The sequence below is a fragment of the Marinobacter vulgaris genome (assembly GCF_003344045.1).
GTDB lineage: Bacteria > Pseudomonadota > Gammaproteobacteria > Pseudomonadales > Oleiphilaceae > Marinobacter > Marinobacter vulgaris.
This window is the reverse complement of record NZ_QFWX01000011.1, coordinates 19080-42616: the sequence shown is the minus strand read 5'-3', so window position 1 is coordinate 42616 and position 23537 is coordinate 19080. Positions and strand designations below refer to the sequence as shown.

General features: G+C 57.9%; 22 protein-coding genes and 1 tRNA gene. 7 read left to right on the top strand and 16 right to left on the bottom strand.

Features of this window, described 5'->3' with window-relative positions; all coding sequences use genetic code 11:
* Positions 1–92 precede the first annotated feature (92 nt).
* The gene (locus DIT71_RS17280; protein ID WP_158538982.1) at positions 93–470 is read left to right on the top strand and encodes a terminase small subunit; all 378 of its coding nucleotides are present in this window, start codon (positions 93–95) and stop codon (positions 468–470) included.
* Positions 471–791: 321 nt separating this feature from the next.
* Here DIT71_RS17280 and DIT71_RS17275 read toward each other — a convergent pair whose 3' ends face one another.
* Positions 792–1295: a hypothetical protein gene (locus tag DIT71_RS17275; protein WP_114614480.1), complete on the bottom strand. Its 504-nt coding sequence runs from the start codon at positions 1293–1295 to the stop codon at positions 792–794.
* Positions 1296–1881: 586 nt separating this feature from the next.
* A tRNA-Arg gene (locus tag DIT71_RS17270) sits at positions 1882–1958 on the bottom strand.
* A gap of 87 nt (positions 1959–2045) precedes the next feature.
* Between DIT71_RS17270 and DIT71_RS17265 the strand changes: the two genes are divergently transcribed.
* A complete protein-coding gene (locus DIT71_RS17265) occupies positions 2046–2753 on the top strand; it encodes a TIGR04283 family arsenosugar biosynthesis glycosyltransferase (RefSeq protein ID WP_114614479.1) in 708 nt (235 codons plus the stop codon).
* Positions 2740–3378, top strand: coding sequence for a TIGR04282 family arsenosugar biosynthesis glycosyltransferase (locus tag DIT71_RS17260; protein ID WP_114614485.1), 639 nt, complete (start codon positions 2740–2742; stop codon positions 3376–3378). Before DIT71_RS17265 ends, DIT71_RS17260 begins: the two co-directional genes overlap by 14 nt.
* Before the next feature lie 6 nt (positions 3379–3384).
* Here DIT71_RS17260 and DIT71_RS17255 read toward each other — a convergent pair whose 3' ends face one another.
* Both DIT71_RS17255 and DIT71_RS17250 read right to left on the bottom strand, forming a co-directional pair.
* Positions 3385–6237: an insulinase family protein gene (locus tag DIT71_RS17255; RefSeq protein ID WP_114614478.1), complete on the bottom strand. Its 2853-nt coding sequence runs from the start codon at positions 6235–6237 to the stop codon at positions 3385–3387.
* 25 nt (positions 6238–6262) lie between these two features.
* Positions 6263–6562 carry a hypothetical protein gene (locus DIT71_RS17250; protein WP_114614484.1) on the bottom strand — a complete coding sequence of 100 codons (300 nt, stop codon included), beginning with the start codon at positions 6560–6562 and terminating at the stop codon, positions 6263–6265.
* A 377-nt stretch (positions 6563–6939) separates the two neighbouring features.
* Between DIT71_RS17250 and DIT71_RS17245 the strand changes: the two genes are divergently transcribed.
* The gene (locus tag DIT71_RS17245; RefSeq protein ID WP_114614477.1) at positions 6940–8925 is read left to right on the top strand and encodes an SDR family oxidoreductase; all 1986 of its coding nucleotides are present in this window, start codon (positions 6940–6942) and stop codon (positions 8923–8925) included.
* Positions 8926–8983: 58 nt separating this feature from the next.
* Here DIT71_RS17245 and rnt read toward each other — a convergent pair whose 3' ends face one another.
* Together rnt and pyrC are read right to left on the bottom strand one after the other, a co-directional pair.
* A complete protein-coding gene (gene rnt, locus DIT71_RS17240) occupies positions 8984–9640 on the bottom strand; it encodes a ribonuclease T (protein WP_114614476.1) in 657 nt (218 codons plus the stop codon).
* Positions 9641–9699: 59 nt separating this feature from the next.
* The gene (gene pyrC, locus DIT71_RS17235) at positions 9700–10737 is read right to left on the bottom strand and encodes a dihydroorotase (protein ID WP_114614475.1); all 1038 of its coding nucleotides are present in this window, start codon (positions 10735–10737) and stop codon (positions 9700–9702) included.
* A 197-nt stretch (positions 10738–10934) separates the two neighbouring features.
* Between pyrC and DIT71_RS17230 the strand changes: the two genes are divergently transcribed.
* Positions 10935–11855 carry a flagellar protein MotY gene (locus DIT71_RS17230; protein ID WP_114614483.1) on the top strand — a complete coding sequence of 307 codons (921 nt, stop codon included), beginning with the start codon at positions 10935–10937 and terminating at the stop codon, positions 11853–11855.
* Positions 11856–11879: 24 nt separating this feature from the next.
* On the opposite strand, the gene DIT71_RS17225 is transcribed toward DIT71_RS17230, so the two are convergent.
* Positions 11880–12806, bottom strand: a complete 927-nt coding sequence (locus tag DIT71_RS17225) for a histone deacetylase family protein (RefSeq protein ID WP_114614474.1) — start codon at positions 12804–12806, stop codon at positions 11880–11882.
* Positions 12807–12978: 172 nt separating this feature from the next.
* On the opposite strand from DIT71_RS17225, the gene DIT71_RS17220 reads away from it, so the two are divergent.
* Entirely contained in the window at positions 12979–15723 is a 2745-nt protein-coding gene (locus tag DIT71_RS17220) for a bifunctional acetate--CoA ligase family protein/GNAT family N-acetyltransferase (protein ID WP_114614473.1), read from the top strand.
* Positions 15724–15733: 10 nt separating this feature from the next.
* Here DIT71_RS17220 and rdgC read toward each other — a convergent pair whose 3' ends face one another.
* The 8 genes from rdgC to DIT71_RS17180 form a co-directional block, all read right to left on the bottom strand.
* Positions 15734–16663, bottom strand: a complete 930-nt coding sequence (gene rdgC, locus DIT71_RS17215; RefSeq protein WP_114614472.1) for a recombination-associated protein RdgC — start codon at positions 16661–16663, stop codon at positions 15734–15736.
* A gap of 117 nt (positions 16664–16780) precedes the next feature.
* Positions 16781–16981 carry a DUF2788 domain-containing protein gene (locus DIT71_RS17210; protein WP_114614471.1) on the bottom strand — a complete coding sequence of 67 codons (201 nt, stop codon included), beginning with the start codon at positions 16979–16981 and terminating at the stop codon, positions 16781–16783.
* 27 nt (positions 16982–17008) lie between these two features.
* Positions 17009–17779: a peroxide stress protein YaaA gene (yaaA, locus tag DIT71_RS17205; RefSeq protein WP_114614470.1), complete on the bottom strand. Its 771-nt coding sequence runs from the start codon at positions 17777–17779 to the stop codon at positions 17009–17011.
* Between the two features lie 12 nt (positions 17780–17791).
* The gene (locus tag DIT71_RS17200) at positions 17792–18025 is read right to left on the bottom strand and encodes a glutaredoxin family protein (protein WP_114614469.1); all 234 of its coding nucleotides are present in this window, start codon (positions 18023–18025) and stop codon (positions 17792–17794) included.
* Entirely contained in the window at positions 18025–18774 is a 750-nt protein-coding gene (locus DIT71_RS17195; protein ID WP_114614468.1) for a YciK family oxidoreductase, read from the bottom strand. The genes DIT71_RS17200 and DIT71_RS17195 overlap by 1 nt, the downstream gene beginning before the upstream one ends.
* 21 nt (positions 18775–18795) lie before the next feature.
* Positions 18796–19470, bottom strand: coding sequence for an HAD family hydrolase (locus tag DIT71_RS17190; protein ID WP_227538192.1), 675 nt, complete (start codon positions 19468–19470; stop codon positions 18796–18798).
* Positions 19467–20195: a bifunctional 2-polyprenyl-6-hydroxyphenol methylase/3-demethylubiquinol 3-O-methyltransferase UbiG gene (gene ubiG / locus DIT71_RS17185; protein ID WP_114614467.1), complete on the bottom strand. Its 729-nt coding sequence runs from the start codon at positions 20193–20195 to the stop codon at positions 19467–19469. Before ubiG ends, DIT71_RS17190 begins: the two co-directional genes overlap by 4 nt.
* A gap of 33 nt (positions 20196–20228) precedes the next feature.
* Positions 20229–21569 (bottom strand): TRZ/ATZ family hydrolase, encoded by a 1341-nt coding sequence (locus DIT71_RS17180; protein WP_114614466.1) that lies wholly within the window; start codon positions 21567–21569, stop codon positions 20229–20231.
* Positions 21570–21728: 159 nt separating this feature from the next.
* Here DIT71_RS17180 and mtnA point away from each other — a divergent pair, with 159 nt between their 5' ends.
* Entirely contained in the window at positions 21729–22793 is a 1065-nt protein-coding gene (gene mtnA / locus DIT71_RS17175; protein ID WP_114614465.1) for an S-methyl-5-thioribose-1-phosphate isomerase, read from the top strand.
* Here mtnA and DIT71_RS17170 read toward each other — a convergent pair.
* Complete coding sequence (locus tag DIT71_RS17170; RefSeq protein ID WP_114614464.1) at positions 22782–23504, bottom strand: helix-turn-helix transcriptional regulator; 723 nt, start codon at positions 23502–23504, stop codon at positions 22782–22784. The two genes, mtnA and DIT71_RS17170, sit on opposite strands and share 12 nt — an antisense overlap.
* Between the last annotated feature and the right edge of the window lie 33 nt (positions 23505–23537).

The following is a 23537-nucleotide window of genomic DNA, read 5'->3' as shown; positions in this document are numbered from 1 at the left end:
GAGTTGCCGCTCAGGATCAGAAGTTGTCAGCCGTTTTAAAACCGTCCGTGGAAACGGGGTAGAACCCCCCCGTGGCTAGAGTCGGAAAACACTTGTACTACGAAGCCCGCGCCGTACTCGACAATCGACTAGAGAAAGCCGACCAGGCCGGGAACAATTCGGATATCGAGGCGGAGCGTTTACGGCTGACCAGAGCCCAGGCAGAAGGCCAGGAGATTAAAAACGAGTTGGCCAGAGGTAAGACCGCGCCTATGGAAATCATAACGCTGTCACTGTCTACCGTGGCCGGTGCGGCTTCCGGCATTCTGGACAGTCTGCCACTAGATATTAAGCGCAAGTTCCCCGAGCTGGACACGCAGATGATTGAAGCGATCCGGCGGCATTGTGTGAAGGCTCAGAACGAAATCAGCCGACTTGATGAAGTGGTGGTGGAACAGTTGCGCGATTATCTGGAACAGCAAGACGCATGATACCCGACACCAAACGACAACCCCTGTACGTTGCCGTGATTACTCACAAGGGTAGGCAGGTGGCGCAGTTGTTAGGCAATGACCGCCAGGCACTACAGGCCCGTGCTCACTGTTACGCGGCAAACCTGAACTATCACCGCGCCGTGGTACAGATCCGTCCGAATTAACCCCGCCCGGAGCCATACGGCAACCCGGCAACGCCCCGCCCCGTTAGCTCACGGATGAGCCCCGCCTGCACGACTTCAAGACATTGACGACTTTGAATGAGAGCTTTTTCATTGCGGCTGGCGGCATGGGGTTTGATAGTGCGTGATTTGATCCTCACTCAATAACCTCGAGAATCTGCGCGTTATGACTAACTTTAGCTGTAATCGAATTCGTAACTACGGCACCAAGCGCGTTGGTTCCACGGAAAACAGTCCGAACAACAAGATGATTGCCCCTGTCCCCATAAGTCGTTTCAACGTGCTCATAACTGTCAGGGTTGTGCATTCTTTTTTTTACGAACCGCTCGAGGTTAAGGTGTGATCCATCCCAGCTACTAAATTGCGACCTTATTTTTTCCTTTCGGTCCTCACCGCTTGTACCTCTGAAAGAAATCGTTTCCGTGCGGTCTTTTCTAGCTGTATTATGGGAATCATCAAATACGCCACTATCTATTACAAGATAACCTGTAAATAACAAGGCTACAAAAACAGAGCTGAATTTTAGGATAAAAAACTTATCAGATGCGCTCTTATTTCTCTTTTCTTGTCGATCTTTTATTGTCCTTTCGGTCTCAGCTCTCTTCTTAATATTGGCTATACGTTCTTCATTTGAATCCACTTAACTTTCCTTTTAATGGCATTGTAAAATTAGCGAGGGTTGCCGTAATGAGGGGTCGCCGCTTGCCTTGCAATTTGGCAATCCTTTGGCAATTTATCGTAAAGATTAGAATATTAAGAGGAAATGCGCACTTAGTGGATCGCAACGATGGGGAAAAAAGATCGGCAAACGACAAAAGGGTGCCAGTCTCACCATTGGGCAGGTGGCGCGAAAGCTGGATGCTATATTGCAAACTAGCAAACCTCACCGTGAGCTAAGACTCAGCCCTCTAGTAGATTGAGCCTACCCATAGGAACACCCCTATACCCATAAACCACCAAGCGGCGGTGCTTTTTTTATCCTCATTTTGGAGATAAGCTCCAACAAGGAATAGGACTATTCCAAGCACTAATGCCAGCAGATTCATATGCGGGAGCCCTCCGTTCCTTAGAATGTACTAATTTATTTGAGTCACCACGACCGCTGGGCAATCTTTGCGAGCGGTTGAAACAAAAGGCTCTTTACACTTACATTGCACTTACGGCTTCAATTGCAGGCTTTCTTGATTTTAATATTTTTCTTAACTACATGATTTGAAAGCATAATCTGGTACCCCCGGCAGGACTCGAACCTGCTACCTTCCCCTTAGGAGGGGGACGCTCTATCCAGATGAGCTACGGGGGCATCTCGGTGAGAAGGGCGGTATGATAGCGGCCTGAAGCCTGCGGCTCAAGGTGTGTTGCGGATTCGTCTTTTATTGCGGGAGGTGTTTTGTCCGAATCGCTTTCGCTGAGTGTCATTGTGCCGGTATGGCACGAGGCCGCTACCATTCAGTCGTTCCTGCAATCCCTGCAGCCGGTTCGTAATGCCGGCCATGAGGTAATTGTGGTGGATGCGGGCAGCGATGATGGTACAGCGGATCTGGCCGGCCCCTGGTGCGACCAGGTTCTTGTCGGCACCAGGGGCCGGGCCCTGCAGATGAATGCGGGGGCGGATGCGGCGCGGGGAAACGTACTGTTATTCCTGCACGCGGATACGACACTGCCTGGTTCTGCCATTCAGCATCTCGAGCGTTTTTACCGCAGCCCGAAGCAATGGGGGCGTTTTGATGTGCGGCTCAGTGGCCGGCGGGCCATTTTCCGGGTGGTAGCCTGGTTCATGAACCGGCGTAGCCGGCTGACGGGCATTGCCACTGGCGATCAGGCGATGTTTGTCCGTGCCTCGGTGTTCCGGGCTCTGCAGGGATTTACTCCGATCCCGCTGATGGAGGACGTGGAACTGAGCAGGCGTTTGTGCAGTCTGACAGGGCCTTATTGCATTGGCGAGCCGGTAACGACCGATAGCCGGCGGTGGGAGCAGGGGGGTGCCTGGCGCACCATTTTTCTGATGTGGAGACTGCGTTGGCGGTATTGGCGGGGCGAGTCCCCGGAGTCGCTGGCCGCAGCCTACCGGGCGGATGTTCGACATGCAAAGAGTTGATCCTGAATCGGTTCTGGTTATGCAGTTTGCCAAATGGCCGGAAGCAGGCCGGGTCAAGACCCGGCTGATGCCGGAGCTTGGTGCCGAGGGCGCAATGGGCGCCCATGTGCGGCTCAGTCTTGCGGTGCTGGAAAATCTCGTGGCCAGCGGCTACGACGTCCGGTTTCTGTGGGACAGGCCGCTAAAGAGTGCTCCCGCAGCCGCCTCGCCAATTCTGGAGCAACTTGAGGCACTTGCTGTGGGGCAGTCCTCCCAGCAGGGCGATGTGCTTGGCGAGCGCATGACCCGGGCGCTGGGTTGCGCTCTGCAACAGGTTGGCAAGGCAGTGATCGTGGGCAGCGACTGCCCCTCGGTGGATGCGGATTACGTGAAGCTTGCGGTTGCTGCGCTGGACAAGGCCGATGTGGTGCTGGGACCGTCGGATGATGGTGGCTATGTGTTGATCGGTGCCCGTCTGCTTGCTCCGGATATGCTCACCGGTGTGGCCTGGGGGACAGAAAACGCCCTGGATCAGACCTGCAGGCGGCTTACTCAGGCCGGGTTGACGTTTTCACTGCTTCCGGAGAAGTGGGACGTGGATGAGCCTGAAGACTGGCACCGGTTTATTGGCCAGTCTTCAGGCTGAGTTGCCTCAGGCTTCAGGGACGCTGGGGCGTTGTATCAATTGTTCGATAACCCCGGTGTTGTCGCCCGCATCGTCAGCCGTGAACACCCGCAGGGCTTTTCGGCGTTCGATGATCTGGTCTTCCAGGGTTTCGATCAGGGTATCGAGGCTTACCTCGTCAACGGCTTCTGCCAATCTTTCCCGTGAATCAAAGTCGGTCTGGCCGCGGTCGATCTCACGCCAGTAACGTTCCGATATTTCTCCCAATCGACGGTCCTGCTCCATCAACTTGCTGATGACAGCCTCTTTTTCACGTTTCAGGTCCTGGTCAGACATCTCTGACAGGGCACTCATGAAGCTTTGCGAGAATTCCCGCACGGCCCGGTCAATCTGCTCATGGCTGGCCTCCGGAGACTGCACCACGAAGCCCAGTGCCGGCGTCTCCAGCATTTCGAAGGGTGTGGCGTAGACAATGTAGCCAAGCTGGCGGTTAGTGCGGAGTTCCTCGTAGAAGGGGCTGCTGATGATCTGGCCCAGAAGCCGGAAAGTGGCCCGTTCATCAAAGCCGGTGTTCTCGCCCTGGACATACAGGGTGTACCCGGTATCCGGGTGATCGACGTCCAGCGGCAGCCGTGTTTCATCTTCCGGGAGGGACCGTACCTCGCTGCGCTCAACGGTGACCAGTTCACTGTTATCCAGCACCATGGCATTAACCCGTTGGGTAAGGTTAAGGGCGGAAGCTTCGCTCATGTTGCCGTGTGCCAGCAGCACGGGGTCGACCTCGGCCAGGAAGGCATCGGCAAAGGATTTGAGTTCATCCAGGGTGACTTCCCGGGCGGCCTTGAGCTTTTCCTCTGTGCTCCAGGCGCCCTCAATCAGCACCGTCTGGATGAACTCGGACGTCTGTTGCACCGGGCGTTCCTTGGCCTTGTTCTGCAGCCGGTCGATCATGCTCTGACGGGCAATACCAAAGCGTTGTTCGGTCAGTTCCGGGTCAGCCACCTGGGTCAGCAGGCGCGCCATCAGTGTGTGCAGCTTGTCACTGTAGCCACCCACACGGATGGTAATGCCGCGAAGGTGCGGGTAAATGCTGTAATCCAGTCCGGCCAACTGGGCGGGGTAGGCCCAGGCGTTGACGTTGGTGTTAATGGCGTCCACCAGCAGTGTGGACAGCACGTTGCTGCGGGCCGACGCGCGGGTGGCCGGCGTGCGCAGGCTCAGATAAACGTTGGCCTTGGGTGTTTCAAAGCGGGTATCCCGAGCGTACCAGACGTCCATGCCGCTGACAGTGCCCATGGATACCGGTTCATCCATGGTCGGGCCCGGGATCATTCCCAGTTCTTCGGGGATAAACGGGTTCTCCAGAGGAAGAGCCAGGCTGGTGACCAGCGGGTTCTGCTGCACCGTGCTGACGGCCTGGGTATCCAGTGGATTGATCGTATAGGCCGCGTCATACCACTGGGTCAATCGGGGGGTTTTGAGGTCGGGCTCAGGCTCCAGTACCGAAACCAGCACATTGTCCTGCGTCAGTTGCTCCAGAATGGCACGGTACTGGGCGGGCACGTAATCTTCCATCATCCAGGGCGCCTGCAGGACGTCCTCCGGTGCCACGTGCCGCATTTGCCGCGACAAATGCATGACTTCCTGAATCGGCTGGTTCTTTTCGCGGAAGCGGAAGTCAATTTGCGCCAACTGTTTCATTTCTTCGAAGCGCTGCCGGGCAATACCTTCGTTTCGTACTTTGTCGATGTAGGCAAAGGTGAGTTCAAGAATTCTGTCCTGCTCTTCCAGACCCTCCGGCGTCAGGGACATGTTCAGTTCCAGGGTGGCTTCCTCACCGGTATCCATACCACTGCCGGCCGAAAGGCTTTCCACCAGTCCGGCCTGCTTCAGCACATCGAACAGGCTACCGGGGCCTTCATGACCCAAGAGGCTGGCAACGTAGTTGGCAGGCTTGTCGCGGTAGTTGTCCTGCTGCGAGGGAATGGGGAAGCTCAGCGTCAGGCTGCGAATATCCTTGAGGGCATCAACGTTGAGGTGAGCGGGCAGGGTGTCAGGACTGAACAATGGCTCGTCGTGCACCTTTGCGGTCAGATTGCGATTCTCAATGCGGTCAAACCGGCCCCGCACCATGGCTTCCAGATCGTCCAGTGACTGCGGGCCGTAAACCGCCAGGGTCATCAGGTTGGATGAATAGTGCTGCTTCCAGAATTCGATAAGATCCGGACGCAGGGGTCGCTCTTCCGTGTTCTCGAGGGTGGTCAGGTTGCCCACTGCAAACTGGTGGAACGCATGGTACGGATTACTGACAGCCTTTTTGACGGAATAGAAGCGCCGGCCATCCTCTTTCTGTTTGGCGCTGAACTCGGAGTGCACCGCACGGCGCTCCCGATCAACCAGCTCGGGCGTAAACAGCGGCGCGGAGAACTGTTCTGCAAAGCGGTCGAGGGCGCTCTCAAGATGTGCTGCCTGCACATCAAAAAAATAGTTGGTGTCCTGGAAGGCGGTAAAAGCGTTGTGGCTGCCTCCGTGGCTCTTGATAAACTGCTGATATTCCCCCGGGTCGGGGTACTTCTCCGTGCCGAGGAACAGCATGTGCTCGAGGAAGTGTGAGAGGCCTTCCCGGTCTGCGGGGTCGTCTCCGCTGCCAACAGCTACATTCATGGAAGCGGCTGCCTTGTCGGAATCAGGGGCGGAAATCAGCAGCACCCGCAACTGGTTGTCGAGCTGAACATAGCGGTACTGGTTGTCGTCGTTGGGGCTTTTGACGGGGGTGGTGCTGGCCAGTGCTGCTGAGCTGAAGGCAAGAAGGAGGAGCAGGAAAAATCCTTCCTTCAGACTGAGAAAACCCTGGGCAAATCCTTGAATGCCTGCGCGCATAGTGCCTCTCATCTTTGGTGTAAAGTCAGTGAATCAGTTCGTTGCGGGTGCTTTGCGGCTGTTGATCCAGCGTCTTTTTCGCCAGGCTGGCCGCAGCGTCTGCATCGAGCTGGCCCGAAGCGATGCGTTCGAGAACAGTGCCCATCACCGCCACAGACTGACGATAGTCGGCGAATTCCGCCTGGAAGGCATGGTCGATGGCCTCGTAAACGGCCTGGATCTTCTGCTCTCTGGTGCCGGCGTCCGCCGCTGTGTCGTTGATGGCCTTGAGGCAGGCCCGGGCGATCGCAATGTAACGTTCAGCATTGGGGTCGTCTTTTTGCATGGTCGGGGTTCCAGAATCGGGAATATTGAGACAGAAGCTGTCATGAATGGTTCCGATTATGTCACTGCTTCTGACAGGTTTCATTTCCTGGCCGTAATGGTAGGGATTTGCGGGCAGGCTGCACACCATGTGCTAGTCTCAGTTTCAGTATGTTGGGCAAACAGGCAGGTTGGGGCATGCCTTACCTGCACGGACTAGAGTAATAGCTCTAGACAAAACAAAGAGTTACAGAGTAAATGCTCTAAAAAAGTCCGATACATGAGAGTTGCATTTACGTACAATGGCGGCGCGCCGAAAAATATAAGACTTTGGTCTAATGCTTCGGCTGGCAACAAAGGGATAAACAACAATTGAGCAACAAGCAGGGTGGACTATCAATGAATTACTTTCTGACGGGTGGCACCGGATTTATCGGCCGTTTTCTCGTTGAAAAACTGCTGGCTCGCGGCGGCACAGTACACGTACTGGTGCGCGAGCAATCCCAGGACAAACTGGCCCAGTTGAGGGAACGCTGGGGTGCCGACGAGTCCCGGGTGAAGGCAGTGATCGGCGACCTTACCAGCCCCAATCTGGGCATTGACGCCAAGACAATGAAATCGCTCAAGGGAAACATCGATCATTTCTTTCACCTTGCCGCGGTTTACGACATGGGGGCGGACGAAAAGGCGCAGCAGGCGACTAACATCGAGGGCACCCTCAGTGCAGTACAGGCAGCCGAAGCCATGAAAGCCGGTTGTTTCCATCATGTCTCCTCGATTGCCGCGGCCGGTCTTTTCAAGGGCACCTTCCGCGAGGATATGTTCGAGGAGGCGGAGAAACTTGACCACCCTTATCTGTTGACCAAGCACGAGTCGGAAAAGGTCGTTCGCCAGAGCTGCAAGATTCCATTCCGCATCTACCGCCCCGGTATGGTCATCGGCCATTCCAAAACCGGTGAGATGGACAAGGTCGACGGGCCCTACTATTTCTTCAAGATGATCCAGAAAATCCGCCACGCGTTGCCTCAGTGGATGCCGACCATCGGTGTCGAAGGCGGGCGGCTGAATATCGTTCCGGTGGATTTCGTGGTCAATGCCATGGATCACATTGCGCATCTGGACGGCGAGGACGGCAACTGTTTCCACCTGGTGGATTCGGATCCCTATAAGGTTGGAGAGATCCTCAACATTTTCTCCGAGGCTGGTCACGCGCCCCGGATGGCTATGCGTATCGACTCGCGGATGTTCGGCTTCATTCCTCCCTTTATCCGCCAGAGCCTGAAGAATCTGCCGCCGGTCAAGCGCCTGACCACGGCGTTGCTGGATGACATGGGGATTCCTCCATCGGTGTTGTCGTTTATCAATTACCCCACGCGGTTCGATGCCCGTGAAACAGAGCGGGTCCTGAAGGGCACCGGTATCGAAGTACCCCGTCTGGAAAGCTATTCCGCAGTGATCTGGGACTACTGGGAGCGCAACCTCGACCCCGATCTGTTCAAGGATCGTACCCTGCGGGGCACGGTTGAAGGCAAGGTCTGTGTCATTACCGGCGGCACTTCGGGCATCGGCCTGGCGACAGCGCAAAAGCTGGCGGATGCCGGCGCTATCCTGGTGATCGGTGCGCGTAAGAAAGAGCGCCTGATGGAAGTGGCTGCCGAGCTGGAGGCCCGGGGCGGTAACGTTCATGCCTACCAGTGTGACTTTGCGGAAATGGATGACTGCGACCGCTTCGTAAAAACGGTGCTGGACAACCACGGCCACGTGGATGTGCTGGTCAACAACGCAGGCCGCTCCATCCGTCGCTCACTGGCGCTGTCATTCGACCGTTTCCACGATTTCGAGCGCACCATGCAGCTGAACTATTTCGGTTCTGTTCGTCTGATCATGGGCTTTGCGCCGGCCATGCTGGAACGCCATCGTGGCCATGTCATCAACATTTCGTCCATCGGTGTATTGACCAATGCGCCGCGGTTCTCTGCCTACGTGGCTTCCAAGTCCGCGCTGGATGCTTTCAGCCGCTGTGCGGCCGCTGAGTGGTCGGATCGCAACGTGACCTTTACCACTATCAACATGCCGCTGGTAAAGACACCGATGATTGCGCCGACCAAGATCTACGATTCGGTACCCACGCTGACACCGGATGAAGCCGCCGACATGGTGGTTGACGCCATTGTCTACCGGCCCAAGCGGATTGCCACGCGGCTGGGTGTTTTTGCCCAGGTGCTGCAGGCGCTGGCGCCGAAGATGGGCGAGATCGTGATGAATACCGGTTACCGTATGTTCCCGGACTCGCCGGCAGCCGCTGGTAGCCGTTCTGGTGAGAAGCCGAAGGTGTCCTCGGAACAGGTCGCCTTCGCCGCGATCATGCGGGGTATTTACTGGTAACACCTGCCCGGAAAAACAAAACCCCGCTTTTGGCTGAAGCGGGGTTTTTTTGTGGCTGTTACCCGGCTTCGTCAGGGACCGGGGGCGGAGGAAAGCCGCCAATTTCACGCCAGCGATTAACAATCCCGCAAAACAGGTCGGCGGTCTTCTCCGCATCATACGCGGCAGAGTGAGCTTCCTTGTTATTGAACGGAATGCCGGCCAGTTTGCACGCCTGGGCCAGTACGGTATGACCGTAGGCAAGGCCTGCGAGTGTGGCGGTGTCAAAGGTGGAGAAGGGGTGGAACGGGTTGCGGCGGATATCCGCACGCAGCGCAGCCGCAAACACGAAGTTGTGGTCAAAGGTAGCATTATGACCTACCAGGACAGCACGCTTGCAGTCGTGAGCTTTGACCGCTTTGCGAATCGGCCCGAAGATCTCGCTCAGGCCTTCCCGCTCGGGAACGGCTTCACGTTCCGGGCTCCAGGGGTCAATGCCGGTAAAGTCGAGGGCTGACTGTTCCAGGTTTGCACCTTCAAACGGATCAATCTGCTGCAGGTGTGTTTCTCCGCGTACCAGCCAGCCATCCTCATCCATGGTGAGTATGACGGCGGCTATTTCCAGCAGGGCGTCCTTCTCAGGATTGAAGCCTCCCGTTTCCACATCGACCACGACAGGCAGAAACCCGCGAAAGCGGCGGGACATGGGATGCGGTTCTTTGTTTTCGTCAGTCACTTAAACTCCCGGAGTATCGGGCCAGGGTTATCGCCCGGGCCTGAAAAAAGGTTGCGGAATCATTCTGTTAATAGGTGCCATCTCAGGCTTTCACCGGCCTTCAGGGGGACGATAGTGCCGTCTGCCAGGGGTAATTCAAGGGGCATTTCCCAGCTTTCCCGAACCAGGGTAACGGTGTCTGCGTTTCGTGGCAGTCCGTAGAAGTCGGGCCCGTTAAAGCTGGCAAAGGCTTCCAGCTTGTCCAGAACGCCCAGGTCTTCAAAGATCTCGGCGTAGAGGGGCAGCGCGCTGTAGGCGGAATAGCAACCGGCACATCCGCAGGCGGTTTCCTTCCTGTCCTTTGCGTGCGGTGCCGAGTCGGTACCCAGGAAGAAACGGCGGTCGCCGCTGACGACGGCGTCCAGAAGCGCCTGCTGGTGCCTGTTTCGCTTGAGGATCGGTAAACAGTAAAGGTGGGGGCGGATGCCGCCGACCAGCATGTGGTTGCGGTTGTACATCAGATGCTGGGGGGTAATGGTAGCGCCCAGGTTGTCACCCTGATGATTGCGAACGAACTCGGCAGAGTCCGTCGTGGTGATGTGTTCAAGAACAACCCGCAGGTCCGGAAAGGCTTCCAGTGTGGGGGACAGTACCCGCTTCAGGAAAACCGCTTCCCGGTCAAAGATATCGACCTCCGGGTCCGTCACCTCACCGTGGACCAGCAACAGCAGCCCACAATCACTCATGGCTTCCAGAACCGGATATATGTTGCGTATATCGGTTACCCCGGAGGCGGAATTGGTGGTGGCGCCAGCAGGGTAGAGTTTGGCCGCAACCACACCGGCGGCTTTGGCGTCGCGGATTTGCTCCGGTGTGGTGGTCTCTGTCAGGTACAGGGTCATCAGCGGATCAAAGTCGTGGCCTTTGGCGGCATCGAGAATCCGGTCCCGGTAGGTCAGGGCCTGTTTGGCATCGGTTACCGGGGGTACCAGGTTGGGCATGATGATGGCGCGGCCGAAGCAGCGGGCGGTGGCAGGCACCACATCGTAGAGAATGTCACCGTCCCGGACGTGAAGGTGCCAGTCATCGGGGCGTGTAATCGTGATCTGTTGGGTCATTGGTGGTTTCCGGCTTGCCGGGGCGTTTACTGTGGCTGCCCCTGAAAAATCTGGCGGAATTATATCAGAAGCTGCCGCTGATTGTTCCCGGCCGCAATCCTAAAGAATACCTTCCCCTGGCCGTTAACAGACCTGTGAACCGTTTTTGACGGATGGGTGTTTCTTTGACGAACCGAATTTTCTGGCGGGCTGATGGTATGGCACGAATTCCAGCGTTCCTGCGTGGTGCGGCTATTGCCGGCGCATGCTCCTGGCTGGCTTCCGCGAATGCGGTCCAGGCCGCCACCTATGGTGCCGGTATTGAGAACAGCCAGTGGTACCTGTCCGAGTCTGTCTTCGAGTGTACCCTGGTGCATCAGGTTCCGGGTTACGGGCGAGCTGTTTTCCGCCACAGAGCCGGCGAGTCCCTGTCCTTTTTCCTGGAGTCGGAAACACCGATGATGCGCCCCGGCCGGGGTATGCTGGTTGTGGAGGCTCCGTCCTGGCGCCCGGGAACCGCACCCCGTCCCCTGGGCCGGGTCAATGTGGACGACAGTCGCCGTCCGGTCTCGCTGGATTCACGCCTGGCGATGAGTATGGTTCAGGGCCTGCTTGAAGGGATGGATCCGACGGTTACCCGTGAGTCCTGGTATGACAGCAGTCCGGTTCGGGTAAAAGTCTCCAACATCAATTTTGCCGGTCAGTTCTCTGGCTATCGTGCCTGCACCTCCGGGTTGCTGCCGGTGAACTATGACCAGGTAAAACGCTCCCGTATCCCTTTTTCATCCGGCAGTACCAGCCTCTCCGGCGCCGACAGGGAACTCCTGGATGACATAGTCGCGTATGTCCAGGCCGATTCAACCGTGGAAAGGATCTTTGTAGACGGCCATACGGACAGCAGCGGTAGCCGTATCGACAACCGGGCACTGTCGGAGGAACGCGCCAATGTGGTGGCAGAGTACCTGATCGGGGAGGGTGTCGATGCGGATATAGTGACGGTCAGAGCTCACGCGGACCAGTACCCGGTATCAGGAAGCCCGGCGGATAACCGTCGCACCACCATCCGCCTGCAGCGTGAGGGCGAGCGGCCGGATCTGCAGCAGGCCAGTGGCTATGATGCTGCAACCCCAAACACCTGACACCCAGTGTTGCTGCTTGCCAAATCAGCGGATGGTGTTGAGTACCTCAAGGTGTGCATTCACGCTTTCTGCCAGCGCCTTCAGATGGTATCCCCCCTCAAGAGTTGAGATGATCCGGTCATTGGCCGAGTCGGCCGCGACGCTGGTGATCATCTCCGTGAGCCAGCGATAATCTTCCACTTCCAGGTTGAGTTCCGCCATGGGATCCAGGCGGTGTCCGTCAAAGCCGGCGGAAATCAGCACCAGTTGGGGGCGGAAATCCTGTAGCCGCTTCAGCCAGGCCGCTTCCACGGTTTTGCGATACTCGTCGGCAGAGGCGCCCGCCTGGATGGGCGTGTTGACAATGTTTTCCGCCTGGCGGTGCACGTGGGAATGGGGATAGAACGGATGCTGGAAGCTGGAGCACATCAGAATGCGCTCATCACCGCCGACGATATCGACCGTGCCGTTGCCCTGGTGGACGTCGAAATCAATAATGGCGACCCGTTCAAGGTGATGAAACTTGAGTGCTCGCATTGCCGCCAGGGCGATGTTGTTGTAGAAACAGAAGCCCATGGATTTGCTTCGCTCGGCGTGGTGTCCCGGTGGCCGGGCACACACGAAGGCGTTGGTCAGCTGGCTACTGAGTACCATGTCGACCGCTTCAATACTGGCTCCAGCTGCCAGGCGGGCGGCCCTGAGCGTGTCGGGCATGATCGCGGTGTCCGGGTCGACATACACACGTCCCCGGGTGGGCTGCATCAGGTCCAGTTGGTGCAGGTAACGTTCAGGGTGAACGGTCAGAAGCTGGTCCCGGGTGGCTTCATCCGGCCTTACCCAGTCCAGCTCCTGGGCCAGGCCGGTATCTGAGAGGTAACTGATAATTGCCGCAAGCCGTTCCGGGGACTCAGGATGCTCTGCCCCCATGGTGTGTTTCATGCAGTCGTCGTGAGAGAAAAATCCCGTTGTCATGCTAGTCCTGAACGCTCTCGTTGTGCTTGTATTTTGTTCAATGTTATCAGGGATACGGCACCTTTGCCGTGTTTCTTTGGTCTTATAGTGTTGATAGGCATTTTACATCAGGAAACGAGCGCCTAAGATAGGACGTACACTCGTCCGGTCTACCCGCAGCAAGGAGCAACGCTTGAGCACCCGATACCTGGAAAGCCTTTTCAACCCCTCTTCCATAGTGGTCATCGGCGCCTCGGAGCGCGCGGATAACCTCGGCGGTATGGTTCTGCGGAACCTCATGGGCGGTGGTTATCCTGGCCAGCTGCTGGTTGTCAACCAGAACGATTATGACAATGTGCACGGTGCGCCCTGCGTCAAGAAAGTATCACGCATGGGGTTCAGCCCGGACCTGGCAATCATCTGTACGCCTCCTGACACCGTGCCAAAGGTGATCAAGCGTCTGGGTGAGGCCGGTGTTCGCACCGTGATCGTGATGACCGGCGGTATGTCGCGGAGTCACAGCAAGACCGGTCAGCCGCTGATGTATTCGGTACGTGACGCGGCAAGGGAAACCGGTATCCGCGTGCTGGGCCCCAATACCATCGGCCTGATGGTTCCCGCCCGAAGCCTGAACGCAACCTATGCCCACATGGGTGCTATTCCGGGCAAAGTCGCATTCGTGGGCCAGTCCGGTACCATCGCCAGTTCAATCATTGACTGGGCGTTCGCCCGTGGTGTGGGGTTCTCCTACTTCCTGACCCTGGGCGACGGCATGGATATCGACCATGACGATCTGATCGATTACCTGGCCCAGGACACCCAGACCCGCGCCATACTGCTGCATATTGAGAGTATTCCCAATCCACGCCGTTTCATGTCCGCGGTTCGAGTCGCTTCGCGCACCAAGCCGGTGATTGCGCTGAAAAGCGGCCGTGTGCCCGAGTCGGAGTGGTTTCACCATGAGTTGCCTGCCGGCCTCACCCGTAGCGACCCGATCTACGATGCCATGCTGCAGCGCGCCGGTGTTCTGCGCGTGGATGGCCTGGGACAGATGTTCGATGCCCTGGAAACCCTCACCCGGATGCGCCCTTTGCGGCGGGAAACCCTGGCGATCATGGCAAACGGTGTCGGGCCCGGTGTGCTGGCAGTGGACCGGCTGGCTCATCTGGGCGGCGAGTTGGCAGAACTGTCGGGCAAGTCTGTTGATGCCCTGGCGGAGACCCTGCCACCTTATTGGACCCGCAAGAATCCCATCGATCTGGGCTACGATGCTTCGCCGGAGCTTTACGCCCAAGCCATCAAGATTCTCGCGAAGGATCCGGCTGTGGCCAATGTACTGATCATGTACGCGCCGAGCCTGACCCAGGACAGCCTGCAGATCGCAGACGCCGTGGTACAGGCGTCCAAGGGCACGCGTATGAACGTGTTTACCTGCTGGCTGGGGCAGAGCACGGTGCTGGACGCCCGCGATGAGTTTTACCGGGCCGGACTGCCGTCGTTCTTCAACCCGGAGAAAGCCGTCACAGCCTTCATGCAGCATGTGCGTCACCAGCGTGTGCAGCGGCTGCTGACGGAAACACCGGAGTCGTTTACCGACCATCTCGACGATCACACGCAGACACGTCGGATTGTGGTCAATGCCCTGCGTTCGGGGCGCAGCCACCTCTCCAACCGGGAAGCCCGGGATCTGATCCGCGACTATGGCATCAATGCCGTGGACACCATCTATTGCGATGATATGGAGGAAGTGCTGGAAGCCTTTGCGGTGGAGCGTCGCCCGGTAGACATTACGCTGATTCATGAGCAGTCATGCCATCCGCTGACAGAGCTGAGCCCCGGGCAGCGCCGCTATAAAGGGACGGTTCAGAAGCTGAACAGCGAGGGGGCCATTATGGACTCCTGCCGTTTTCTGATGGAAGAGTACAAGAAACACTATCCCAACAGCGGTTTTCTGGGATTTGCGGTCCAGCGTTCCTATCAGCACGTCGGCGGTATCGAGTTCAGTGTTGGTATCACCAGAGACAAGCTGTTTGGCCCGCTGGTGGTATGCGGTGCCGCCGGTGCCCAGATCAACATAATGACGGATCGGCAGATTGCCCTGCCGCCGCTGAATATGGTGCTCGCCCGGGAGCTGCTGCGGCGTACCTATATGTACAAGCTGCTGAAAGAGCACAGTCTGAAACCGGAAGAGGATATCCGTGCGGTATCGGAAACCCTGGTAACCCTGTCCCAGATCGTTATCGATATTCCGGAGATCCGTGGCCTGGAAATTGCCCCGCTGCTTTTCAATGAGCAGGGCGCCGTTGCCGTCAATGTCGCCATTGACCTGTCGGACAAGCCGGGACGACCCATTATCCAGCCCTATCCGCGGGAGCTGGAAGAATGGATCCTGCTGCCGAAATCTGGCCGCCGGGTGATTATCCGCCCGGTGCTGGCGGAAGACGAGCCCGCCCACCGGGCTTTCCATGAGCTGCAGTCACCGGAATCCATCCGCTATCGCTTTTTCCAGTATCGTAAGCATTTCTCACGGGAAGACGTGGCCCAGATGGTCCAGATCGACTACGACCGGGAGATGGTATTTATCGCCAACGCGCCACGGGAGGATGGCGAAGGCGAAGAGACCCTGGGCACTGTGCGCACCTGGACAGACGCCGACAACCTGCGAGCAGAGTTCGCGGTGATGGTGCACGACAAGATGAAGGGCGAAGGCCTGGGCGTGGCACTGATGCAGAAAATGATCGATTACTGCCGCGCCAAGGGGACCATGGAAATGGTGGGCAATGTGCTGCCGGACAACCGTCCCATGCTGAAGCTGGCAGAGCATCTGGGCTTCCAGATCCAGTACAACGCGGAAGAGGAAGTGATGGACCTGACGCTGGTACTCAACGAACCGGAAAAGGACTGGCAGCGGGAACGCCTGGAGCAGACGTCCCACTGACGGGTTGTGATCAGCCCTCTTCGACAATGGCGGAGCGATCTTCCCCGCCCAGAGCTTCCAGCAGGCCGGGGATCAGCCTGGCCAGTTCCAGTGTCATCAGGGCGAACGCAGCATCGAAGCGCGCCGCGGCGTCGTCTGCATCCACTCCGTCCAGCTTTTCCTGCAGGGTGTCGCCGAATTTCAGGCGCCGGATTCCCAGTTCCTCGTCCAGCACGAACGACAGGTTGTCGTCCCAGGTTACTGACAGCTTGGTGACCTGCATGCCGGCGTCCAGATGGCTGCGGATTTCATCACCCTGGAGGTCCAGGCCCTTGCAGCGCACCACGCCACCGTCCTCCGACGGGTCCTTCAGTTCACACTCAGTGCCCAGCTCAATGGTCGCCGGCAGGTCGATGGACTCATTCAGCCAGCCAGTGAAGGTAAACGAGGGCGCCTGCTCCACGGCGGGTGGGCGAACCGGCAGCGAACCGAGGCTTTTGCGCAGGGTCGAAGCCAGATCTTCGGCCTGTTTGGCAGAGCCGGCATCCACCACCAGTACGCCGTCAGCGGGGGCCAGGTAGGCATAACAGCGGCGGTTCTTGGAAAAGGCCCGGGGCAGCATTTCCAGCATGACTTCTTCTTTCAGTTCGTCCTTTTCCTTGCGCCGTACCTTGCGATGCTGCTCGGTTTCAATCAGTTCGGCCTTTTCGTCCACCAGCTCTTTGATGACGGAAGCCGGCAGGAGTTTTTCTTCCTTGCGCAGGGCAATCAGGTGGTAACCGTCAGCGCTGTGAACCAGCAGGTCGCTGTGTTTGCCCATGGGCGACACCCAGCCCTGTCGCGACGTTTCCTGGGGGCCGCAGGGTTTGAACGCATCGGCCTGAAGTTTTTCTTCCAGGGCCTCAGCGGTTATTTCGAATGGCTTGGTAAAACGGAATACGCGGGCATTACGAAACCACATGGTCCGGGTCCTTGTTGGTTATTGGCTGATGTCGATACTGGGGAAGGGGGAGGATGATACGGCCACCTGTCAGTGGCCGTAAAGTGACAATGTTGAAAACTGCCGAGCGCGTGCAGCTCAGAGCTGCATGACCTCCACCAGAATGGTTTTGACGATGAATCCAACCACGCCGGCGCCCAGGATAGTGAACAGGACGATGGTGCCGAACCGGCCGGCCTGGGATTTTTTTGCCAGATCCCACACGATGAACCCCATCCAGACAATCAGGCCAGTGAGAAGGACCAGCATCGCGAGCTCGGAAAATACGGCTTCACTCATTAGTGGCTCCGGGTTCGGTGGGGGGACTTACTGATCATCGCGCAGGAACACCCAGTCGTTCTGATCGGACTGTTCCTCGCTGAAGCGGTAGCCTTCCAGGTCGAAGCCTTTCAGGTCATCGGCCTGGGAAATGTTGTTCTGGATGGCGTAGCGGCACATCAGGCCCCGCGCCTTCTTGGCGTAGAAGCTGATCATCTTGTACTGGCCGTTTTTCCAGTCCTTGAACTGGGGGGTGATCAGGCGTGCATCCAGCTCTTTCTTGCGCACGCTCTTGAAATACTCGTTGGATGCCAGGTTCACCAGAACACCGTCATCCGCCTTCAGCAGGCGGTTCAGCTCGTCGGTTATCCTGCTGCCCCAGAATGCGTAAAGGTCCTTGCCCCGGTGGTTCTTGAATTTGGTACCCATTTCCAGGCGGTAGGGTTGCATCAGGTCCAGAGGTTTGAGCACACCGTAGAGGCCGGACAGGATTCTCAGGCGCCGCTGGGCAATGTCGAATTCCCTGTCACTGAAGCTTTCCGCGTCCAGTCCGGTGTAGACGTCCCCTTTGAATGCGAGCACGGCCTGACGGGCATTATCGAGGGTGAAAGGCGTGTGCCAGGTGCGGAACCGTTCCGCATTGAGCTGGCCCAGCTTGTCGCTGACGCCCATCAGGTTACTGATGTCATGAGGTTCCAGGTTCTTGAGCTGGTCCACCAGCTCACAGGCGTCGTCAAGAAAATCCGGCTGGGTGGCTTTGGTAGTGGCCAGCGGGCTTTCGTAGTCGAGCGTTTTTGCAGGAGAAATAACCATCAACATGTCGGGCAATCCTCATCGGAGAAAGTTCAGTAACTGGTCCCTGGTAAACGGCCAGTCCAGCTCCTCGCCGGTGTCGTTACGGTGAAGAACCGGAATACGTGTGCCATATCGCTCAACCAGTTGTTGCGACTGTGCGATGTCCACGGCGTCCACGGGAATGGGCTCTGGCATGGGTGTATTTACCAGCAGGGTTTCCGCCAGTTCGCAAAGGTGGCATTGGGATGTGGTGTAGAAAATCAGTTCCATTACTTGGGCTGTGCGTCTATCTGTTGGCCGTTCAGATCCCTGCTCTCTGGTCCCATCAGGTAGAGGTAAACCGGCATCAGCTCCTCTGGCGCGGGATTTTGCTGCGGATTCTCCGCAGGATAGGCTGTTGCTCTCATATTGGTACGAGTCGCACCCGGATTAAGACTGTTTACCCGCACATTGTGGCGGTCGTCATCCAGCTCTTCTGCCAGCATCTGACTCAGCCCCTCAATTGCGAACTTGGAAATCGCATAGGCTCCCCAGTAAGGTTTGGCACGGCGGCCGACACCGGAAGACGTGAAAATCACCGAGGCATCGGCGGACTTGCGCAGCAGCGGTATCATCGCCCGGCTCAGCAGGAACGGCGCCGTGGCGTTCACGTGCATCACCTTGTTCCAGATTTCGGGGTCGTAGAGCTCGATGGGGCTGCGGGTTCCGAGAATGGCAGCATTGTGCAGCAGGCCATCCAGGCGATCAAAGTTGTCTTCGATGGTCATTGCCAGCTCTTCATAGTCCTTCACCGCCGCGCCTTCGAAGTTCAGGGGCACAATGGCGGGTTTCGGATGCCCGGCGGCTTCAATTTCGTCGTACACGGATTCCAGCTTGGCAACAGTGCGGCCAACCAGGATCACTGTGGCGCCGTGGGCTGCGTAGGCTTTTGCCGCCGCCCGGCCGATGCCGCTGCCGGCACCGGTCACCATGATGATGCGATCTTTCAGCAAGTCAGCCGGTGCTTGATAATCCTGCATTTCGTGTCTCCGTTTGGAACTCTATTGTAACAGTTTTGCCAGGTCGCCGACGGTGTCGGCCACAATGTCAGCTTGCCACAGGTCAACCGTCTCTGGCTGTTCGATATAACCGTAACGAACGGCAATGGTTTTCATACCCGCGTTGCGTCCGGCCTCGATGTCTCGCTCGTGGTCACCGACATAGACGCCGGTGCCCGGGTCGGCTCCCACTTCCCGGCAGGCCAGCAGTATTGCTTCCGGATGGGGTTTCCGGTTGACCACGTGATCCGGGCAGACCAGTGTCGAGCAGCGCTCCGCCAGGCCCAGGGCTTGAATCAGCGGTGCCGCAAAACGTACCGGTTTGTTGGTGACGATGCCCCAGGGAATACCACGGGCTTCCAGGCTTTTCAGAATGCTGTCCACGCCCTCGAAGAGGGTTGTCTCCACGGCCACGCCGGCTTCATAAAGGTCGAGAAACGCCGTGTGTTTTTCCGGGTAATCCGGATGATCCGGTTCCAGGCCAAAACCCACCCGGATCATGGCCCGGGCACCGTTGGATACAGAGCGCCGGATATGGGGCGCCGGCAGCTCTGGCAGGCCGTGGGCCCGTCGAAGTTCGTTGAGGCAGCGAATGAAATCAGGCGCGGTGTCAATCAGCGTTCCGTCCAGATCGAACAGGACCGTGGACGGTGCCGACAGAGCTGCTGAGGATGTCACGACAGGTCCGTTTCCTCGCGTGTATCCATGGCATGCATCATGTAATTGACATCCACATCCCGGCCCAGCCGGTAGACCTTGGTGATCGGGTTGTAGGTCATGCCGGTCAGTTCGCGGATGTCCAGCCCGGCGTGACGCAGATGATCAGACATCTCCGAGGGGCGAATGAACTTGCGCCATTCGTGGGTGCCCCTGGGTAGCAGCCTGAGTACGTATTCAGCACCGACAATGGCGAACAGAAACGACTTGGGGTTGCGGTTGATGGTGGACACGAACAGGTGGCCGCCGGGTTTCAGCATGGCGGCGCAGGCCTTGATTACGGAGGACGGGTCCGGCACGTGCTCCAGAACTTCCAGGCAGGTGACTACGTCGTACTGACCTGCATGGTCCGGCTCTTTTGCCAGTTCCTCCACGGTAATCTGGCGGTAATCCACCTTGATACCGCTCTCCATGCCATGGAGCCTGGCCACGGCCAGGGGTGCCTCACCCATGTCTATTCCGGTTATGTGGGCACCCCGCTGCGCCATGCCTTCAGACAGCAGGCCGCCGCCGCAACCCACATCCAGAGCCCGTTTGCCGGCAAGGGGCGCGCGTTCGTCGATGTAGTTCAGGCGCAGGGGGTTGATATCATGCAGTGGGCGGAATTCGCTTGTGGGGTCCCACCAGCGGCTGGCCAGTGCCTCGAATTTCGCGATCTCATTGTGGTCTACGTTCTGGTTGCTCATAGGTGGCTCTGCCTGATAAGAGAAAAATCGGTGTCAGCTGGTTTGCTGCTCGCGAATGCGGTCTGACCAGCCCCGCACACGCAGCATCAGATCTGGTACGTCAATACGGGTCAGCCGGCCTTCCTGCACCTGGGGTACACCGTTAATCCAGCTGTGAGTTACCTGGCGGCCCTGATTGCTGTAAACAAGGTGCGAGGCCGGATCGTAAACCGGCTGCAAAAAAGGATCGCTCAGGTCCACGGCAATGATATCTGCCAGTTTGCCGGATTCCAGTGAGCCCAGCTCATGGGCGCGGCCCAGTGCCTGTGCGCCCCGGATGGTGGCCATTGCCAGCGCTTCATGGGCAGACAGTGCGGCGGCATCATCGGCTACCACCTTGGCCAACATGGCCGCGGTACCGAGCTCGCCGAACAGGTCGAGATCATTATTACTGGCGGCACCATCAGTGCCAATGGCAACATTGATGCCCGCTTCACGGAATTTCTGCACCGGGCTCAGGCCACTGGCCAGCTTGAGATTGGACTCGGGGCAATGAATGACCTGAGCGCCGGTAGCTTTCAGCAACTCGATATCCGACTCATCAATCTGGGTCATGTGAACGCACTGGGTCGTGGACCCCAGTACGCCCAGCTCTGCCATTCTCGCGATGGGCCGCTGGCCGGATCTGTCCAGGGCATCGGCCACCTCAAAGGCGGTTTCATGCAGATGGATCTGGATCGACGTGCCGGTGGCACTGGACAGCGCCACTGCTTTTGTCAGGGGGTCGTCGGATACCGTATATGGGGCATGGGGGCCGATGGCCGGCATGATAAAGGGATCATCCTGCCACTGGCGGATGAACTCCTCGCCCTTGGCAAGGTATTCCTCGGGCCCGGAGCCCCATGGTGTCGGGAAGTCCAGCAGGGGGAAGCACACCTGGGCACGCATGCCGGCATCCCTGGCAAGCTGGGCCACAACTTCCGGAAAGAAATACATGTCGGAAAAAGTGGTGGTGCCGGTGCGCAGCATTTCCGCCATCGCCAACTGGGTACCATCGGCAATGAAGGATTCGCTGACAAAGGCACCTTCGGCGGGCCAGATGTGATCGTTCAGCCAGGTCATCAATGGCAGGTCGTCCGCCATGCCGCGGAAAAGGGACATTGCGGCATGGCCATGCATGTTGATCAGGCCGGGGAGGAGCACATGATCGGGCAGATCGATGGTTTCCTTGGCGCGAAAGTGGACATCGGCTTCTTCCTGGGAGACCACCGCAGCTATCCGCTCGCCCTGGATGAGCACCGCCTGGTGATCCAGAACCACGTTGGCAGGCTCCATCGGGATAAGCCAGCGTGCGTTGATACGGATATCTGCTGCGGTTATCGTGTCTGCCGTCATTTACCCTGCCCTGGCCGGGCGACCCGGAAACTGTCGGTGCCGCCGAAGAATGTAGCCCGAAAGTATAGCGACCACCCGGCCCGAGAACTACCCTGGGGGCTGAGTTTGGAGCCTTATCGCGGGTATACTGGCGTTTTGAAATCTGTCTGGAGTGACTGAATGAGCAAAAACTCTGTTTCATCTGGTGAGCGTTCGATCGGAACTGTGGCCATACGCTGGCATGGCGGCAGTCTCGAACTGCTGGATCAGCGTCTACTGCCGGATGAGGAGCACTGGATTACGCTGGAGGGCGCCTCCGGGGTTGCCCAATGTATCCGGGATATGGTTGTACGGGGTGCTCCGGCTATTGGCATCAGCGCCGCTTACGGGGTGGCGTTGGCTGCCCGACATGCCGGGGGCGGTGACTGGAAAGCCGAAATCAAGCAGGCTATTCGCGAGTTGGCCGCTGCCAGGCCCACGGCGGTGAATCTGTTCTGGGCGCTTCAGGAAATGGAGCGTGAATTCGCCTGCTGCCATTCCCTTGATGAAGCCGTCAAACGGCTTGCCACAACGGCCGTTCGTATACATGAAGAGGATCTGGCCGCTAATCTGGCCATGGCGGATAATGCCCTTGAACACATGGCTGCGGAAAAGCCGTTTTCTGTGTTAACCCACTGCAATACCGGCGCCCTCGCCACCGGTGGTTACGGTACGGCGCTGGGCGTGATCCGCCGCCTCCACGAAGCGAAACTACTGAAGGACGTCTATGCAGACGAAACCCGCCCCTGGCTCCAGGGCAGCAGATTGACCGCCTGGGAACTGTCGCGGGACGGTATCCCTGTCACCCTGAATGCAGACGGCGCCGCCGCTGCCATCATGGCCGCCGGCAAAGTGCGCTGGGTGATTGTCGGTGCCGACCGCATTACCGCCAACGGTGATGTTGCCAACAAGATCGGCACCTACAGCCTTGCGGTGCTGGCCCGGCACCACAAAGTCGGGTTTATGGTGGTTGCACCGTCGAGCACCGTGGATATGTCGCTGGAGTCCGGTAAGGATATTCCCATTGAGGAGCGGGAGGGCTCGGAACTGAGGCAGGTCAGAGGCATGTCGATCGCACCGGCCGGCGTGAAAGTGTTCAACCCGGTTTTTGATGTAACGCCGGCCAGCCTGATTGATGTAATTGTGACTGAGAAAGGGGTTGTCAGCACTCCCAATCTTACCGGCATGCGGTCGCTATTCCGCTGAGTCGTCCTTCTTTGCCCTCAGCTCTGCCATTTCCTGTTCCTGCTTTTCGATGAAATGCAGTGACATCTCAAAGCTCTGGCGAGTGAACTCCAGGACCTTCTGGAATCCCTCGTCGGAGAGGGTGCGGGCGTCATCGTGGCTGCGGAAAATGTTGATGAACTGGCGTTCGCGCTCGAATTGCAGTGGCAGGCGGCCGACGCCCCAGTCGTTAAGAATTCGCCAGACTTCCGGATTGTAATTACGGGTAGTGCGAAGGATGAACGGAATCGGGTCGTTGCGGGCTATCAGTGCTGCCAGACGCAAGATCAGTTCGAAAGACAGGGTGGTGGTGCCATTTTCGATGGCTTCGAGAACCGATTTGTCTTTCAGGTTCAGGGCTTCGCTCATTTCCGCCCGGGTCAGCCCGGCGACCTCGCGGATATCTTTCAGGGAGTTGCCAGCCGCCAGCATCATGCGAAGCTGATCCTGGGAGTTCATCAAGGCGCGGCCGACTTTGCGAGAGGTGTCCGTGGATTTGGCGGCAAAACGCAGCGCGGATCCGGTAAAGCCGGCGATGCGGTCGATGAGTGATTCCGGGCCCTTGTTTTCCTCAAGGTCCTTTGCACCCTGGACGTGTTCCACCTCCTCCATGGACCTCATGGCATGCATGGCGTCCATTAGCATCCCTTCCAGCAGCCGCGCCCTGTTCCTGTCTTCTTCCCTGTCAGTCATGGCTAACGTCCGTCCACGGAGGAATTGAGGCCG